The sequence below is a fragment of the Kocuria sp. CPCC 204721 genome, assembly GCF_040980945.1.
In the GTDB taxonomy this organism is placed as follows: Bacteria; Actinomycetota; Actinomycetes; order Actinomycetales; family Micrococcaceae; genus Kocuria; species Kocuria marina.
The window spans coordinates 182801-198263 of record NZ_JAVKPO010000005.1 but is presented as its reverse complement, the minus strand read 5'-3'; the positions used below and the strand labels follow the sequence as shown (position 1 = coordinate 198263).

The following is a 15463-nucleotide window of genomic DNA, read 5'->3' as shown; positions in this document are numbered from 1 at the left end:
TGCGGGCCTGCGACGACGCCGCGCCAAGGTACCCGGGGTGAGTCAGTACCCGGGCGAGGCGGAGCCCGGACGGGGCCGCGCTATCCCTACTGCGGGACCTCTTCCGTAGGCGCCTGTACCGGAGGGAAGATCGCGTCCAGCACCTCCCGTGCCCATGCGAGGATCTCCCCGTCCACGAGGTCCTTGCCCCCGATCCGCGCGGTCTTGGGTTTGGGGATCAGCGCCATGCGGGTGTCCGCCCCCGGGACCGACTTCACCTGCGCGCCCGGGTACATCCGGGTCAGGCGCATCTCGCGGGACTCGGTGAGCTCGGCCGGCGAGAACCGGATCATGGTGCCCTGGGTGGCCACGTCCGTGAGACCCGCGGCGCGCGCCCTGATCCGCAACCGGGCGACGTCGAGCAGGTTCTCCACCGGGGTGGGTAGCGGGCCGTAACGGTCCTTGAGTTCCTCGCCGGCCTCCGCGACGGCTTCTTCCGTGGCGGCGTTCGCGATCGTGCGGTACGCCTCGAGCCGCAAGCGCTCACCGGGCACGTAGTCGTGCGGGAGGTGGGCGTTGACGGGCAGCTCGATCTTCATCTCGGCGGGACCCGTGTCCTGGTCGCCGCGGTACTCGGCCACGGCCTCCCCCACGAGCCGCAGGTACATGTCGAAGCCCACGCCCGCGATGTGTCCGGACTGTTCCCCGCCCAGCAGGTTGCCCGCACCGCGGATCTCGAGGTCCTTCATGGCCAATTGCAGACCCGAGCCGAGCTCGTTGTGGGCGGCCACGGCCTTGAGCCGTTCCAGTGCCGTCTCGCTGAGGGGTTTCTCCGTGGGGTACAGGAAATAGGCGTAGGCACGTTCACGCCCACGGCCCACGCGACCGCGCAACTGGTGCAGCTGCGACAGCCCGTAGCGGTCCGCGTGGTCCACGATCAGCGTGTTGGCGTTGGCGATGTCCAGGCCCGTTTCCACGATGGTGGTGCACACCAGGACGTCGAACTTCTTCTCCCAGAAGTCCACGATGATCTGCTCCAGGCGCGACTCGCTCATCTGCCCGTGGGCCACCGCGATCCGCGCCTCGGGAACGAGTTCGGCGAGCGCTTTGGCCTGCGCCTCGATCGAGGAGACACGGTTGTGGATGAAAAACACCTGGCCCTCGCGCATGAGCTCACGCCGGATGGCCGCGGAGACCTGCTTGTCCGTGTAGGGCCCCGCGTACGTGAGCACGGGGTGGCGTTCCTCGGGCGGGGTCGCGAGCGTGGAGGTCTCACGGATGCCCGTCATGGACATCTCCAGCGTGCGCGGGATGGGGGTCGCGGACATGGCCAGGACGTCCACGTCCGTGCGCATGGCCTTGAGCTTCTCCTTGTGCTCCACGCCGAAACGCTGTTCCTCGTCGATGATCACCAGGCCCAGGTTCTTGAACTGGGTCTCCTTGGAGAGCAGTCGGTGGGTCCCGATGACGACGTCGATCGCGCCGGAGCGCAGTCCTTCGAGCGTGGCCTTGGACTCCTTGGCGCTCTGGAACCGGGACAGCGTGGCCAGGCGCACCGGGAAGCCCGAGAAGCGTTCGGCGAAGGTCTCGGTGTGCTGCTGGGCGAGCAGCGTGGTGGGCACGAGCACGGCCACCTGTTTGCCGTCCTGCACGGCCTTGAACGCCGCGCGCACCGCGACCTCGGTCTTGCCGTAGCCCACGTCCCCGGAGATCAACCGGTCCATGGGGATGGGCCGTTCCATGTCCGCCTTGACCTCGTCGATCGTGGTGAGCTGATCCGGGGTCTCCACGTACGGGAAGGCCTGTTCGAGTTCGCGCTGCCACGGGGTGTCCGGGCCGAACGCGTACCCCTTGGACGCCATGCGCGCCGAGTACAGCCGGATCAGCTCGTTGGCGATCTCCTTGACGGCCTTCTTGGCGCTGCGCTTGGTCTTGTTCCAGTCCGCGCCACCCATCTTGGACAACGACGGCGCTTCCCCGCCCACGTACGTGCTCACCTGGTCGAGCTGCTCCGTGGGCACGAACAACCGGTCCCGGGGACCGTTGCGCTTGGACGGCGCGTACTCGAGCACGAGGTACTCGCGCACGGGCTTGGGTTGACCCGGGGCAGTCATGGCCCCGGCGATCGGTCGCTGCACGAGTTCGATGAACTGCCCGATCCCGTGCTGCTCGTGCACCACGTAGTCGCCCTTCTGCAGGGCCAGGGGGTCCACCTGGTTGCGCTTGCGCCGCTGCGGCAGTTTGCGCTGGGCCCGGTTGTCGTAGGCGGTGGAACGCCCGAGCACGTCCGCCTCGGTCAACAGGGCGGTGCGCGTGGCCTCGATGACGAACCCGCGTCCGGCGCGGGCCGTGGTCAGTTCCACGAGACCGGCCCGGGGCACCTCCGTGAGGCTGTCGCACCGGGCGGCGGGGATCTCCGCCCCGTGCAGCAGCTCGCTCAGCCGCTGCAGCGGTCCGGGGCCGTCCGTGACGAGCACGACCCGCCAGTCGTCGTGCACGCGCTCCCCCAGGAAGCGCAGCATGGCCTCCACGTCCCCCGAGAACCGGGTGGGTTCGCGCGCCGTGACGGTCAGGGTGTCGGCGTCGGTGTCCGCGAGCCGGACCTCCTCGTCCGCGGTGTCGGCGTCGATCTGGGAGGTCGTCACGGCGTTGACGTTGAGCCCCGTGACGGACCACCACCCCACCGACCGGTCGAGCGCGAGTTCCCGGACCTCCCCCACTGTGTGGAAGGACCCGGCGGCGAGCGTGCGGGACGCGCCGTCGTCGGCGTCGAGCGCGGCGTGCAGGTCCAGCGGGGCGTCGTTGCCGCCCGAGGCGGACTCCCACGCGGCCGTGAGGAACTCCTGGTTGGTGGCCACGAGGTCGTGCGCGCGGGCCCGGACCTTCTCGGGTTCGAGCACCACGGTCATGGAGCCTTCGGGCAGCAGGGACATGAGCTGGACCATCTCGTCCGCGAGCAGTGGCGCGAGCGATTCCATGCCCTCCACGTACTGCCCGCCAGCAATACGCTCCAGGATCTCTCGCCCGCCCGGCAGCTGTTCCTTGAGCTTGGCGGCGCGCGACTGCACCGACGGGGTGATGAGTAGTTCGCGGCACGGCGGCGCCACGATCACGGACGGGTGTTCGGCATCGGTCAGCGTGCGCTGGTCCGCGACCGCGAACCACCGCATCTCGTCGAGCTCGTCCCCGAAGAACTCCGCGCGCACCGGGTGGTCCTCGGTGGGCGGGAAGACGTCGATGATGCCACCGCGCACCGCGAACTCACCGCGGCGGGTCACCATGTCCACGCGCGAATACGCTGCCCCGGCAAGACGTGTCACGAGCTGCTGGAAGTCGTACTCCTGGCCCGTGCGCAGCGTCACCGGTTTCATGGCACCCAGCCCGGCGACCACGGGCTGCAGCACCGAACGCACCGGCGCCACGACCACGCGCAGCGGCTGTTCCCCGTCCTGCGCGTGGTCCAGGCGCCGCAGCACGCTCAATCGCTGACCCACGGTGTCCGAGCGCGGCGAGAGTCGTTCGTGCGGCAGGGTCTCCCAGGACGGGAAGTTCGCGATCTGCTCGGCGGGCACGTAGGACGCGAGCCCCGACTGCAGTTCCTCGGCCTCACGTCCCGTGGCGGTCACGGCAAGCAGGATCGGGGTGGACCCCGCGGAACCGCCCTTGGCCCCGTCGGACGACGACGCTGCCCCGGCCCCGTCCGCGAGCCCTCGCGCGATCTGCGCGAGCACCGGCGCGCGCAAGCCGTCGGTCGCGCTGATGATCGTCTCGGCGGAGCGTTCCGTGAGCGGCCGGGCGGCCTGCACGCGGATGTTCGCGAAGCTGCGGTCCTCGGAGAGCGCGGTGAGCAGACCGGTCAGGGACATGGGTGGCTGACTCCTGGTGGGTGCGGTGATCGGGACCTGTGGTCCCGCGCCCATGACGGGCGCGACGGAACGCGCTACAGCCTACTCGGGACGTCGGACACGATCCCCCGCGAGCGCCCCGTCCGGAACATGCCCTCGCAAGAAGTGCACCGGGTCGGCCGGACTCACGCGAGGTCAGCCCCGTACGCGAGCGCGCGGACCCGACACCCGTTCCCACGGCCGGACTCGCACCGGGCGGCCCGCTCGTACCCTGGAGACATGACAACAGCTGAGCACCCCGCCCTGACCGGACTGACCGTGGCCGTGACCGCGCATCGCCGCGCCGCCGAGCAGGGCGGGGCGTTCGAACGCCACGGGGCACGTGTGCTCCACGCGCCCGCGCTCAAGCTCGCCCCGGTGGACGAGGACGACGCCGTGTTCGCCACCGTGCGCGAGACGATCGCGACTCCCCCGGACGCCGTGCTCGTCACGACGGGCTACGGCTTCGACCGGTGGCTGCGCGTGGCCGAGCAGGAAGGGCTGGGTGACGAGCTGCTGAAGACGCTGCGCGGCGTCGTCGTCATGGCACGCGGAGCGAAGGCCCGGGGGCAGTTGCAGGCCAAGGGCGTGACGTGCGCGTACACGGGTGCGTCCGGGCGCACCGCGGAGCTCGTGGACCGCGTGCTCGCGGGGGGTCCCGCGGCGCAGCGCCCCGCGACCGTGACTGTGCAGGTGCACGGCACCACGGACGAGGAGCAGCTCGAGCGGTTGCGCGCGGGTGGGATCGCGGTGCGCGTGGTGGCGCCCTATCAGTGGGAGTCCGCGGACGAGGGTTCCCGACTGGCCGGGCTCGTGCGCGACGTCGTGGCCGGGGAGATCGACTACGTCACGTTCACCGCCGCGCCCGCCGTGGACGCGCTGTTCGACGCCGCTCGCTCGGTGGGCGTGTACGACGAGTTGGTGGGCGCATTACGCGAGGGCCGGTGCACCGCGGTGGCGATCGGGCCGGTGTGTGTACAACCGCTCGAGGAAGCGGGCATCACGAACGCCGTGGTGCCCGAGCGGTTCCGCCTGGGGGCCATGGTCAAGGCCGTGTGCGATCACGCGCGGGAGGCCGCCTCGCGGTAGTGCTCCACAGTGAGCTCCATGAGTTCCGGGGGCACCGATCCAGGGTGGACGAGTAGCGGCTCGGCCACGACGTCGCCGCCGGCCGTGAGGACGCGACCGTGGAAGAAGCCCGGCGCCAGGAGGTACGGGACGAGCAGCACGCGCCCGGCATCGGCTGGCGTGGTTTCCGAGCTCTGCGCTGCGTACGGGCGCGATGCTCGACCGTGGGAGCCGGGCCGTTCGGAGTGTTGACCGAGCTCCGCGCGCGCGGCGGCCACGGCATCGGGAACCGAGGGCTGCGCCGCTGAGAGGTAGGCGGCCGTCACGGGCGTGCCCAGTGCATCGCCGAGGTATCGGGCCATGAGCTCGCAATCGTCCCGCGAACGGGGATCGGAGGATCCCGCCGCGACCATGAGCACGCGATCGGCCGGTGCGAGACCGGGTGCGCCCGCGGCGTCGAGCGCCTCGGTGAGCCGCCGGGCCATCACGCCCGCCAGGCGCCGGTCGGGGCCCAGTGCCGCGGCCACGACGTGCTGTGGTGAGGACTGGACGGCCCGGGCCATGTCCACGAACACGTGGTACCCGGCGGAGAGCAACAGCGGCACGACCACCGCGGGGTGCTCGGCGTGTTCCCGGGTGCGCGCCACCAGGTCGGGTTCCTGGACGTCCACCCACGTGTCCACCACGTCCACCTCGGGAAGGGCCGCACGCACCTGCTCGACCAGGGCGGCGACGGCGCGTTGTCCCCGCTCGTCGCGGGTTCCGTGGGCGCACGCGAGCAGGACGGGAGCGGAGGCGGGATGCGGGTTCACACAGTCCATTGTGCCGGTTTCCCAGGTTGCGCGGCGCATCCGGGAGGCCGCGGTCGCGGGACCGATGACTAGGATGAGGGCAGCCCGCGCACCGTGTCCCATGGCGCGCGGAAACCGACGATTCGGCGACGACCCTGAGGAGCACCATGTCCGTCAACGCTTCCACCACCATCAAGGCCCCCGTGGACACCGTCCTGGCCACGTTCGTGGACGAGGCCTTCGTCCGTCACGTGAGCGCCTTGGCCGGAACGCAGTTCGAGTCCTTCGAGGTCAACGGGGACACCTCCACGGCGTTCACCGCGACCACCGTGCGCAGCATGGGCTCGGACAAGCTGCCGGACGTGGCGCAGAAGTTCGTCAAGGGCGGGGTGAAGCTCACCCAGGTGGACACGTACGGCGCCCCCGCCGCGGACGGTACCCGTACCGTGCGCACCGAGATCAAAGTGGCCGGTCTGCCCGTGGGAGCCACCGCGCACCAGACCATCAAGCCCCTGGGTGAGGACGAGGCCTCGGTGGACGTCACCGGTGAGGTGCAGGCCAACATCCCGCTCGTGGGCAAGAAGATCGCCGCGGCCGCCGAGCCCTACATCGGCAAGGCCCTGACCCTGCAGGCCCGCCAGGCCGAGGCGTGGATCATCAAGAACTGAGCGCCTCGCGGGTCTAGGATGGCCGGGCGGGCACCATCGGTGCCCGCCCGGCCATCCTTCGTCCTACTCGACAACCGCGGTTCACCTGTGAACCACGTGACGGGAGTTCCTTGTCTTGAGCACAGACACGCAGACGTCCTCCGGTTCCGGTGGATCCTTCACGAATTTCCTGCGCCGGGACACCACCGGCGGTCTCTTCCTTCTGATCGCCATGGTGTTGGCCCTCGTGATCGCCAATTCCCCGTGGGGGGAGGTCTACTTCGGGCTGCGTGACACCGAGGTGGGCCCGAGTGTGGCCGGGCTGCAGCACACCGTGGGGCACTGGGCCTCGGACGGGCTGCTCGCGATCTTCTTCTTCCTCACGGGGTTGGAGTTGAAGACCGAGTTCGTGGACGGGGAACTGCACAACATCCGTAAGGCGATCCTGCCGGTCGTGGCCGCGTGCGGCGGCGTGCTCGTTCCCGCGTTGATCTTCCTGGGGGTCAACCTGGCCGCCGGTTCGGAGCGCACCGCGCTGCACGGCTGGGCGATCCCCACCGCCACGGACATCGCCTTCGCGGTGTCGGTGCTCGCGGTCGTGGGTTCGTCCCTTCCCGTGGCCATGCGCACGTTCCTGTTGACCCTGGCGGTCGTGGACGACCTCATCGCGATCGCGATCATCGCGTTCGTCTACACCGAGAGCGTGAACTTCCCGTTCCTGGGCGGGGCCGCGGTGCTGCTGGCACTGTACTGGTTCCTCACCCACAAGTTCATGGGGTGGTTCATGGCCCGGCACTGGGCCGCGTGGGTCATCCTGCTGCCCATCGGTGTGGTGACGTGGTGGCTGGTCTACGAGTCCGGGATCCACGCCACGATCGCGGGCGTGCTGCTGGGCTTCATGGTCCCCGTGCTCAAGCAGAAGCCGCGCATCATCCGTCAGGAGGACCCGCGCATGGGGTTGGCGCCCGCGCTCGAACACCGCTTCCGTCCGCTGTCCAACGGCTTCGTGATCCCCGTCTTCGCGTTCTTCTCGGCGGGTGTGGCCGTGGGCGGCTGGGACGGTGTGACCTCCGCCGCCACGGACCCGGTGGCCTTGGGCATCGTGGCCGGTTTACTGCTCGGCAAGCCCATCGGCATCTTCGGTGCCGCGTGGCTCATGGACCGTTTCACGTCCGCGGAGAAGGACCGGGACTACACGTGGTTCGACATGTTCGGCATGACGATCGTCGCGGGCATCGGGTTCACGGTGTCCCTGCTCGTGGGCGAACTGAGCTTCGGAGAGGGCAGCCCCCACGGCGACCACGCCAAGGTGGGCATCCTGTGCGGTTCCCTGCTCGCCGCGCTGATCGGTGGCACTCTCGTGGCCACGCGCAACAAGAAGTACAAGGCGATGCGCACGGCCGGCCACGACCCGGACACCCTGGACTGACGCCCACACACCGCTGCACAGGAGACGCGCCCGCTCCCCCGATCCGGGGAGCGGGCGCGTTACTCGTGACGGGCGGTCAGGCCGGGTTGCTCGGGTGGAAGTACTGTTGTGTGTCGGTGAGTCCCCGCTCGCTGAGCATTTCCACGGCGTCGGCGGCGTCACTGATGAGCAGCGGCAGTTCTTTGGCCTGCGCGCCGGAAAATCGCTTGAGCACATAATCGGCGGTATCCATGCGTCCCGGGGGTCGACCCACGCCCACGCGAACCCGGATGTAATCCCTAGTCCCCAGAGCCTTGGTGATGTCCCGCAGCCCGTTGTGACCGCCCCCACGACCATGGCACCGCTGTTGTGCCGGGTCCCCGCGTAGCGGTCCCCCGGGTTGCCCAGTCCCACGACCAGCGTCCGCTGCGTCATCTCGTGTCCCTTCTTCGGGGCGGGGGCCCGCTCGTTCGTCCCGCACAGTATCGGGTGTCGGATTGTTCGTTGCCGTCCACGTCGATCTCGAGCACGGCGTTGGAGTTACGGGACGCGAGCATCATGTCGTGGCCCGGCAGGATCACGTGCAGCGGCTCGGCACCGTGGCCGTCCTGGCGGTCGTGGGCTCGGCCCTGCCCACTGCCATGCGCACCTTTCTCTTGACCCTGGCCGTTGTCGATGATCTGATCGCGCTCATCATCATTGCGTTCGTGTACACGGATTCCGTGCGCGTGCTCTTCCTGGGCGGCGCAGCCGTGCTGCTCGGGATCCTCTGGGTACTCACCCACAAGTACGCCAACTAGTTCATCGCCAAGCACTGGGCCGCCTGGGTGATCCTGTTGCCCTTTGGAGTGGCCACGTGGTGGTTCGTCTATGAAGCCGGCGTGCATGCCACCATTGCCGGTGTCTTGCTGGGGTTCATGGTGCCCGTCATGAAGAACACTCCCCGAGTCATCCGTCACGAGGACCCCGAGATGGGCCTGGCCCCGGCCCTCGAGCATCGTTTCCGCCCGCTATCCAACGGCCTGGTCATCCCCATTTTCGCGTTCTTATCCGCTGGCGTGGCCGTGGGCGGCATCGAGGGCATCAACTCCGCAGCCACTGATCCCGTGGCGCTGGGTATCGTGGCCGGTCTGCTGATCGGTAAACCCGTGGGGATCTTCGGCGCATCCTGGCTCATGGACCGGTTCAGTCCAGCGGTCAAGGACAACGACTACACCTGGACCGACATGTTCGGCATGTCGTTCGTGGCCGGTATCGGCTTCACGGTGTCCCTGCTCGTGACCGAGCTGAGCTTCGGCACCGGCAGCCCCCACAACGACCACGCCAGGGCGGGAATTCTGTTCGGCTCCATGTTGGCCGCCGTCATGGGTGGCATCATGCTGCTGACCCGCAACGCCACGTACAAGAAAATCCGGGCCCACGGTGTGGATCCGGACGTCTACGACAACTGACGTGGCACCGCAACAGGAACGTCGTGCTGCTGCTCATAGTTGTATCGCGGGTCGCTCCACGCGCTACCTCCCGGGACCACCGGCGGGTCGGCTTGTAGGGGCGGGAGACCTATCCGGTGGCGGCCCCGCCCATCTGCTCATCCACCACGGCCAAGGACCAGCACCACCCGGCCAGCTCCCGTGCGATAGCCACGTTAGCGATCGTGGAGCGCTTCTTCTGTTCAAGCATCCGCACCCAGCGGTTGTGCAATCTGCGGTTGCTGGCATCGCCGCGGGCCCGAGCCGCAGCCGGGGCCAGGTCCCAGCGGTCCCGCATGATCTTGCCGATGCAGTATGCCCGGCGGTGGTGCCAGGCTGCGTCGACCAGCAGCCGCCAGGCATGGGTGTTACCGGTGAAGCGGTGCCAGTCCCCGATCTCCACTGCCAGCCCGAAGCCGGTCAGTGTGGAGATCCCGCGCAAGCACCCCAGCCAGTGGACGACCTCGGCGAATTGGGACTCGGCGGCCATCTTGGTAATTGCTTGATCCAGTCGGTCACGGCGGTCCGCAGTGGCCAGAACCGTCTCGTGCTCGGCATCAAAAGCCATCCGCGTGGCCGGGGATTCCAAGTACTGGCGGGCCAGGTGCACCGCGTCCTTCGCATCAGTTTTCACCCGGTCCCCAAAAGACCGTTGCAGCTTCGAGGGGCCGCCACCACACACCGGATCCCGTCTGCGTTCAACACCCGAGATGACCCGAAACCGATGGGGCGGCCTCCTAGGTCACCGCCACCGGCCCGGGCAGCTGGCGGATCCAGGACCGAATGTGAACGTAATCTGAAGTCAGCCGGGCATGTCCGGTAACCCACGAATCTCTGTGAGGGAGGCCCCGGCCCGCAACCCCTCCACGACAGACGGGTCACTAGATACCGTTTAGACGGTCTTGGACGCCGCGTGCTTCACGGCGTCCTCGACGGCCACCCAGCTGAGCATCGCGCACTTCACGCGCGCCACGAACTTGGACACCCCCGCGAAAGCAGCGGCGTCACCCAGGATCTCTTCATCTGGAGTCACCTGGCCACGCGACCGCAGCATGTCACGGAAGTGCTCAATCAACGTGTCCAGCTCGGGCAGGCTCAATCCCGGTGCCGTTTCCGCTAACACCGACGTCGCCGCCATGGAAATCGAACAGCCCTCGCCGTTCCATTCCACGGCCTCCACCGTGGGGGTCTCCCCACCGGTCACCGTCACCCGCACGGTGATTTCATCACCGCACGTGGGGTTGTACTGATGCGACACTGCGCTGCGCTCACCAGCCGATGAAACGTCCTGGCTCGCCTCGCCACTGCGCTTGTGCGAGTGCTCCAAAATGATGGTCTGGTACAGCTGGTCCAATTCAGCGCTCATGCGCCCTCCGCCCGGAAGTAGCCGCGAACACGCGAAAGCTCGTTGAGGAAGCTATCGACGTCGTCGGTGGTGTTGTACAAATACGTGCTTGCCCGCGTGCTGGCCGTGAGGCCCAGTTCGCGGTGCAGCGGCTGGGCGCAGTGGTGACCCACCCGCACGGCAATTCCCGCGACATCCAGGAGCTGACCCACATCGTGCGCGTGAACCCCTGCCACGTCGATGCTGACCAGGCCCACGCGCTCCACCCCGGGTTCGGGACCGAGGAGACGAACGCCGTCGATCTCGGTGACACCCCGTGCCAACCGACGGCCGAGTTCGGCCTCCCACGCCTCGATCCGGTCCATGCCGATCGCCTGCAGGTATCGCACGGCCTCCGCCCAGGCGACGGCCTGGCTGATGCGCTGGGTACCGGCCTCGAAGCGGACGGGCGAGTCCAGGTATCGAGCGTGCTCGGTGGTGACCTTGGTGATCATGGAGCCGCCGGTGAGGAACGTGGGCAGCGCATTGAGCAGCTCGCGGCGACCGTAGAGCGCGCCGATGCCCGTGGGGCCCAGCATTTTGTGCGCGGAGAACACGGCGAAGTCCACGCCGAGCGCGGGAAAGTCCATGGGCATGTGCGGTACGGATTGGCACGCATCGAGAACCGTGAGCGCGCCGACCTTCTGGGCCTCCTCCACGATGGCCTGAACATCCGTGATCGCGCCGGTCACGTTGGACACGTGCGTGAACGCCACGAGCTTGGTGCGCTCCGAGACCGTGTCGGCAACCGCCTGGGGCGTGATCAGGCCGCGCTCGTCCACGGGGACCACGCGCAGGCTCGCACCCGTGCGGGCTGCCAGTTCCTGCCACGGGATCAAATTCGCGTGGTGCTCCGCCTGGGTCGTGACGATCTCATCATCGGGCCCCACGCGGAACCGCTCCGCGTTCTCGGAACCATTGGAACCCGCGGTTGCGTTGGACATCGCGTAACTGAGCAGGTTCAGTCCCTCGGTGGCATTGGAGGTCCAGACCAGTGAATAAGGGTCGGCACCCACGAAGCCTGCGATCGTGGCCCGTGCGTCCTCGAAGAGATCCGTGGCCTCGACGGCCAGCGTGTGGGCGCCGCGGTGGACCGCTGCACGATGGCGCAGGGTGAAGTCTCGTTCCGCGTCAGCGACCCTCAGGGGCACCTGGGAGGTGGCACCGGTGTCGAGGTACACCAACGGATGACCCGCCACCTGCGATTCGGTGAGCAGCGGGAAATCCTGCTTCAGCCTCAAGACCTGCTCGTTGTCCAAGGGGGTTGTGGGCATGACTCCTTCTTACGAGCTTCCGCTCCTTGACGAACGCTACGGGCATTTCGACCGTAGTCCGGTGCGAGCACGGTGACGAATGGTGATTACGCAGTGTTGAGCCCACCGTCACTATGGGCCGGGTCCGCGGTGTCACCGGCCGGCGCGGGCCGGACGCGAGAACCCGGCCCGGTGTCAGGACAATCTGGCGTGGAAGTACTGTTGCGCGGCGGTCAAGCCCCGCTCGCTGAGCATTTCCACGGCGTCGGCGGCGTCACTGATGAGCAGCGGCAGTTCTTTGGCCTGCGCGCCGGAAAATCGCTTGAGCACATAATCGGCGGTATCCATGCGTCCCGGGGGTCGACCCACGCCCACGCGAACCCGGATGTAATCCCTAGTCCCCAGAGCCTTGGTGATGTCCCGCAGCCCGTTGTGACCGCCCTCCCCACCACCGCGCTTGAGCTTGACGGCACCGAAGGGCAGGTCAACGTCGTCGTGGACCACCACGAGCTCGTCCGCACCCAGGGAGTAGTACTGGGCCAGCGCGCTCACAGGCCCCCCGGAGACGTTCATGTAGCTCAAGGGCTGGGCCACCACGAGTCGCGGCGCCCCCGGACGTATCCGGGTCTCCGCCACGGCGGCGCGCGCCTTGTGGGCGGAGAGTTTCACGCCGGCGCGCTGCGCGAGTTCGGCCGCGACCATGGCACCGATGTTGTGCCGGGTCCCCGCGTAGCGGTCCCCCGGGTTGCCCAGTCCCACGACCAGCGTCCGCTGCGTCATCTCGTGTCCCTTCTTCCGTGCGGGGCCCCGCTCGTTCGTCCCGCACCGTATCGAGTGTCGGATTGTTCGTTGCCGTCCCCGTGTCCGGACCCGGGGACGACGGCGGCGGCAGGCACACGTGGTGCTTGCCGCCGCTCATCACATCGCCTCAACCCGTTACGGACGGGCGACCACTTGGATCACTCGTCGTCCGAGGACTCCTCGGCCGACTCCTGCGCGGTCTCGCCCTCGACGTCCTCGGTCTCCGGCTCCTCACCCAGATCCTGCTCCACGGGCTCGGACACATTGATGACCAGCAGCTCGGGGTCGGACACGAGCGTGACACCGGAGGGCAGGGTCACGTCCGCGGCGTAGATGTGCTCGCCGGCCTCGCGGCCCTCGATGTCCACGACGACGTTCTCAGGAACCTTCAGCGCGTCGGCCTCGACGAGCAGGACGTTCTCCTCCACGTTGTGCACGGCGGTCGCGGCGACCTCGCCCTCGACGGTCACGGGGATCTCGACCTCGACACGCTCACCGCGGCGCACGGTCAGCAGGTCGATGTGCAGGATCTCGGGGCGCACGGGGTGGCGCTGGACGTCCTTGATCATCGCGAGGTGGCCCTCGCCGTCCACGTCGATCTCGAGCACGGCGTTGGAGTTACGGGACGCGAGCATCATTTCGTGGCCCGGCAGGATCACGTGCAGCGGCTCGGCACCGTGGCCGTAGATCACGGCGGGGATCTGGTCGTTGGCGCGCACGCGGCGGGAGTAGCCCTTGCCGAACTCGGTGCGCAGGGTCGCGGGAATGGTGATGACGTCCACCATGGTGGGTCTCCTTCGATCGTGGGTCTGGTTGGTTACCGTCAGACCGTCCGAGTCACGGTGGAGGTGCTCGCACCGTGCGTCCCGAACGTTGTTACGACCGACGTGGTGCGGTACCCCACTCGCCCACCGCTCGGGATGCACTCACCGGTCGCGGTGGATTATAAGGATCCACAAGCCGTCGTCGATAACGGGGCGGGACGACCGCCCCCTCGCCTTGGCAACGGGCCCACGATAGCACGTGCCCCACCCCCGGCGCCGCCTCCGGGTTTGACCCCCAAGCGGGCGACGACGCGGCCCCGTCAAGGACGTCACATGTCCACAATTCTGTACCGATTCATGAACTCCGGGGATATTCGAGCAGGTGAGAGAGTATGTTGACTAATTAGCGGGCGTAAATCTCGGGGGAGATGAACACCGCGGTGCGGGGACTCGTTGGGAACGGTCCACGCATCGGAGCGAGCGCGTGGGGCGTCTCGCCGTCGAACGGTTTTGGGGGAAGGTTCGTCGACCGTGTTCCAACATGCAAGCCAGAAACACAAGCACCTGTCGTGGCGCGAGAGCTACCAGACGGAACTGAGGATCTACGACGCTTTGTCCCTGGTGCTCGCGCTCGCCGCGGCCCAGGCCCTGCGGTTCGGCTGGCTGCAGGGGTTGCTGCAGGTGGACGTGCTGCCCGTGCCCTACTGGCTCGTGGGGCTGCTGCTGGCCGTGGGGTGGTGGCTGTGGCTCGAGCTGCGCGGCACCCGCGGTGTGCGGCTGATCGGTAACGGCGCGGAGGAGGCAAAGCAGCTCGTCACGGCCTCGCTCACGTTGTTCGCCGCGATCGCCATCGCCTTCTACGCCTTCAACGTGCCCACGGCGCGCGGGTACATTCTGATCGCGCTGCCTCTCGGCACACTGGCCCTTTTCGCAGGACGCATGTGGGCGCGGCGTCAACTCATGCAGCGGCGCAAGAACGGGCTCAACATGTCCCGCACCATGGTGGTGGGTCGCTTCCCGGGGGCGGTGGAACTTGTTGGAGAGCTGCAGAGTCGCCCGGACGCCGGGTTCAACCCCGTGGCGGTCTATATGCCCACCTCGCACCACCAACTGCCGCAGTCCCTGCACTCCGTGCGGGTACCCGTCAACGCACTCGCGCCGGAGGAACGCCCGAGCGTCCAGGGGATCATGCAGGCGTGCCGCGAGCACGACATCGAGACGCTCGTGATGGCCGCCGCTGTACCCCTGAACACCACTGAGATCCGCCACCTGGGCTGGGCGCTCGCGGACGAGCGGATCCGACTGGTCATGAACACCGGGCTCACGGACGTGGCCGGACCCCGGATCCACACCCAGCAGCTCGTGGGTCTGCCGCTGATCCACGTGGCCACCCCGCGTTTCACCCGGTCCAAGAAGATCGTCAAGCGCATCATCGACGTCACCGGCTCTCTGGCCGCGCTGATCATCCTCTTCCCCGTGATGCTCGTGCTGGGCATCCTGATCAAGGCGCACGACGGCGGTCCCGCGTTCTTCGCGCAGGAGCGCGTGGGGATTGACGGCACCCGGTTCCGGATGCTCAAGTTCCGTTCCATGTACACGGACGCCGAGGAACGCAAGGCCGCCCTGATGGCCGCCAATGAGTCTCAGGGGGACGTGCTCTTCAAGATGAAGGATGATCCCCGCGTGACCGCACCCGGCAAGTGGATGCGCCGGTTCAGCCTGGACGAGCTGCCGCAGTTCATCAACGTGCTCAACGGCACCATGTCCCTCGTGGGGCCCCGCCCGCCGCTGGCCAGCGAGGTGGACAAGTACGAGCAGCACGTCTACCGCCGCTTGCGTGTGCGCCCCGGGATCACTGGCCTGTGGCAGGTCTCCGGTCGCTCGGACCTCGACTGGAACCAGACCGTGCGCCTGGACCTGTACTACGTGGAGAACTGGTCGCCGGTGCAGGACTTGATCATCATGCTGCGGACCGTGCGCGCGGTCTTCGCATCCGAAGGCGCCTACTGAGGTCG

The 15463-nt window shown here is 68.0% G+C and carries 11 protein-coding genes and 2 pseudogenes; 5 read left to right on the top strand and 8 right to left on the bottom strand.

Annotation, left to right across the window (positions count from 1 at the left end; translation table 11 throughout):
* Nucleotides 1-86: 86 nt before the first annotated feature.
* Nucleotides 87-3845 carry a transcription-repair coupling factor gene (mfd, locus tag RF637_RS07265; protein ID WP_368844487.1) on the bottom strand — a complete coding sequence of 1253 codons (3759 nt, stop codon included), beginning with the start codon at nucleotides 3843-3845 and terminating at the stop codon, nucleotides 87-89.
* Nucleotides 3846-4103: 258 nt separating this feature from the next.
* Between mfd and RF637_RS07260 the strand changes: the two genes are divergently transcribed.
* On the top strand, nucleotides 4104-4952 hold the full coding sequence (locus tag RF637_RS07260; protein WP_368844486.1) for a uroporphyrinogen-III synthase: 849 nt from the start codon (nucleotides 4104-4106) through the stop codon (nucleotides 4950-4952).
* Here RF637_RS07260 and RF637_RS07255 read toward each other — a convergent pair.
* The gene (locus RF637_RS07255) at nucleotides 4925-5752 is read right to left on the bottom strand and encodes a sirohydrochlorin chelatase (protein ID WP_064846891.1); all 828 of its coding nucleotides are present in this window, start codon (nucleotides 5750-5752) and stop codon (nucleotides 4925-4927) included. The two genes, RF637_RS07260 and RF637_RS07255, sit on opposite strands and share 28 nt — an antisense overlap.
* 137 nt (nucleotides 5753-5889) lie before the next feature.
* On the opposite strand from RF637_RS07255, the gene RF637_RS07250 reads away from it, so the two are divergent.
* Nucleotides 5890-6390 (top strand): DUF2505 domain-containing protein, encoded by a 501-nt coding sequence (locus RF637_RS07250; RefSeq protein WP_368844485.1) that lies wholly within the window; start codon nucleotides 5890-5892, stop codon nucleotides 6388-6390.
* Nucleotides 6391-6505: 115 nt separating this feature from the next.
* Nucleotides 6506-7798: a Na+/H+ antiporter NhaA gene (gene nhaA / locus RF637_RS07245; protein ID WP_144931299.1), complete on the top strand. Its 1293-nt coding sequence runs from the start codon at nucleotides 6506-6508 to the stop codon at nucleotides 7796-7798.
* Between the two features lie 76 nt (nucleotides 7799-7874).
* On the opposite strand, the pseudogene RF637_RS07240 reads toward nhaA, so the two are convergent.
* Nucleotides 7875-8212: pseudogene (locus tag RF637_RS07240) on the bottom strand (aminoacyl-tRNA hydrolase).
* Nucleotides 8213-8418: 206 nt separating this feature from the next.
* On the opposite strand from RF637_RS07240, the pseudogene RF637_RS07235 reads away from it, so the two are divergent.
* A pseudogene (locus RF637_RS07235) lies at nucleotides 8419-9228 on the top strand (Na+/H+ antiporter NhaA).
* A 109-nt stretch (nucleotides 9229-9337) separates the two neighbouring features.
* On the opposite strand, the gene RF637_RS07230 reads toward RF637_RS07235, so the two are convergent.
* The 5 genes from RF637_RS07230 to RF637_RS07210 all read right to left on the bottom strand — a co-directional run bounded on the left by RF637_RS07230 (nucleotide 9338) and on the right by RF637_RS07210 (nucleotide 13469).
* Nucleotides 9338-9880 (bottom strand): hypothetical protein, encoded by a 543-nt coding sequence (locus tag RF637_RS07230; RefSeq protein ID WP_368844484.1) that lies wholly within the window; start codon nucleotides 9878-9880, stop codon nucleotides 9338-9340.
* A 258-nt stretch (nucleotides 9881-10138) separates the two neighbouring features.
* Nucleotides 10139-10612: a Fe-S cluster assembly sulfur transfer protein SufU gene (gene sufU, locus RF637_RS07225; RefSeq protein WP_368844483.1), complete on the bottom strand. Its 474-nt coding sequence runs from the start codon at nucleotides 10610-10612 to the stop codon at nucleotides 10139-10141.
* Nucleotides 10609-11904, bottom strand: a complete 1296-nt coding sequence (locus RF637_RS07220; RefSeq protein WP_368844482.1) for an aminotransferase class V-fold PLP-dependent enzyme — start codon at nucleotides 11902-11904, stop codon at nucleotides 10609-10611. The genes sufU and RF637_RS07220 overlap by 4 nt, the downstream gene beginning before the upstream one ends.
* A 174-nt stretch (nucleotides 11905-12078) precedes the next feature.
* Nucleotides 12079-12663 (bottom strand): aminoacyl-tRNA hydrolase, encoded by a 585-nt coding sequence (gene pth / locus RF637_RS07215; protein WP_368844481.1) that lies wholly within the window; start codon nucleotides 12661-12663, stop codon nucleotides 12079-12081.
* A 179-nt stretch (nucleotides 12664-12842) separates the two neighbouring features.
* Nucleotides 12843-13469, bottom strand: coding sequence for a 50S ribosomal protein L25/general stress protein Ctc (locus tag RF637_RS07210; RefSeq protein WP_167318719.1), 627 nt, complete (start codon nucleotides 13467-13469; stop codon nucleotides 12843-12845).
* A 510-nt stretch (nucleotides 13470-13979) separates the two neighbouring features.
* Here RF637_RS07210 and RF637_RS07205 point away from each other — a divergent pair.
* Nucleotides 13980-15458 (top strand): sugar transferase, encoded by a 1479-nt coding sequence (locus RF637_RS07205; protein WP_368844480.1) that lies wholly within the window; start codon nucleotides 13980-13982, stop codon nucleotides 15456-15458.
* Nucleotides 15459-15463: the final 5 nt, after the last annotated feature.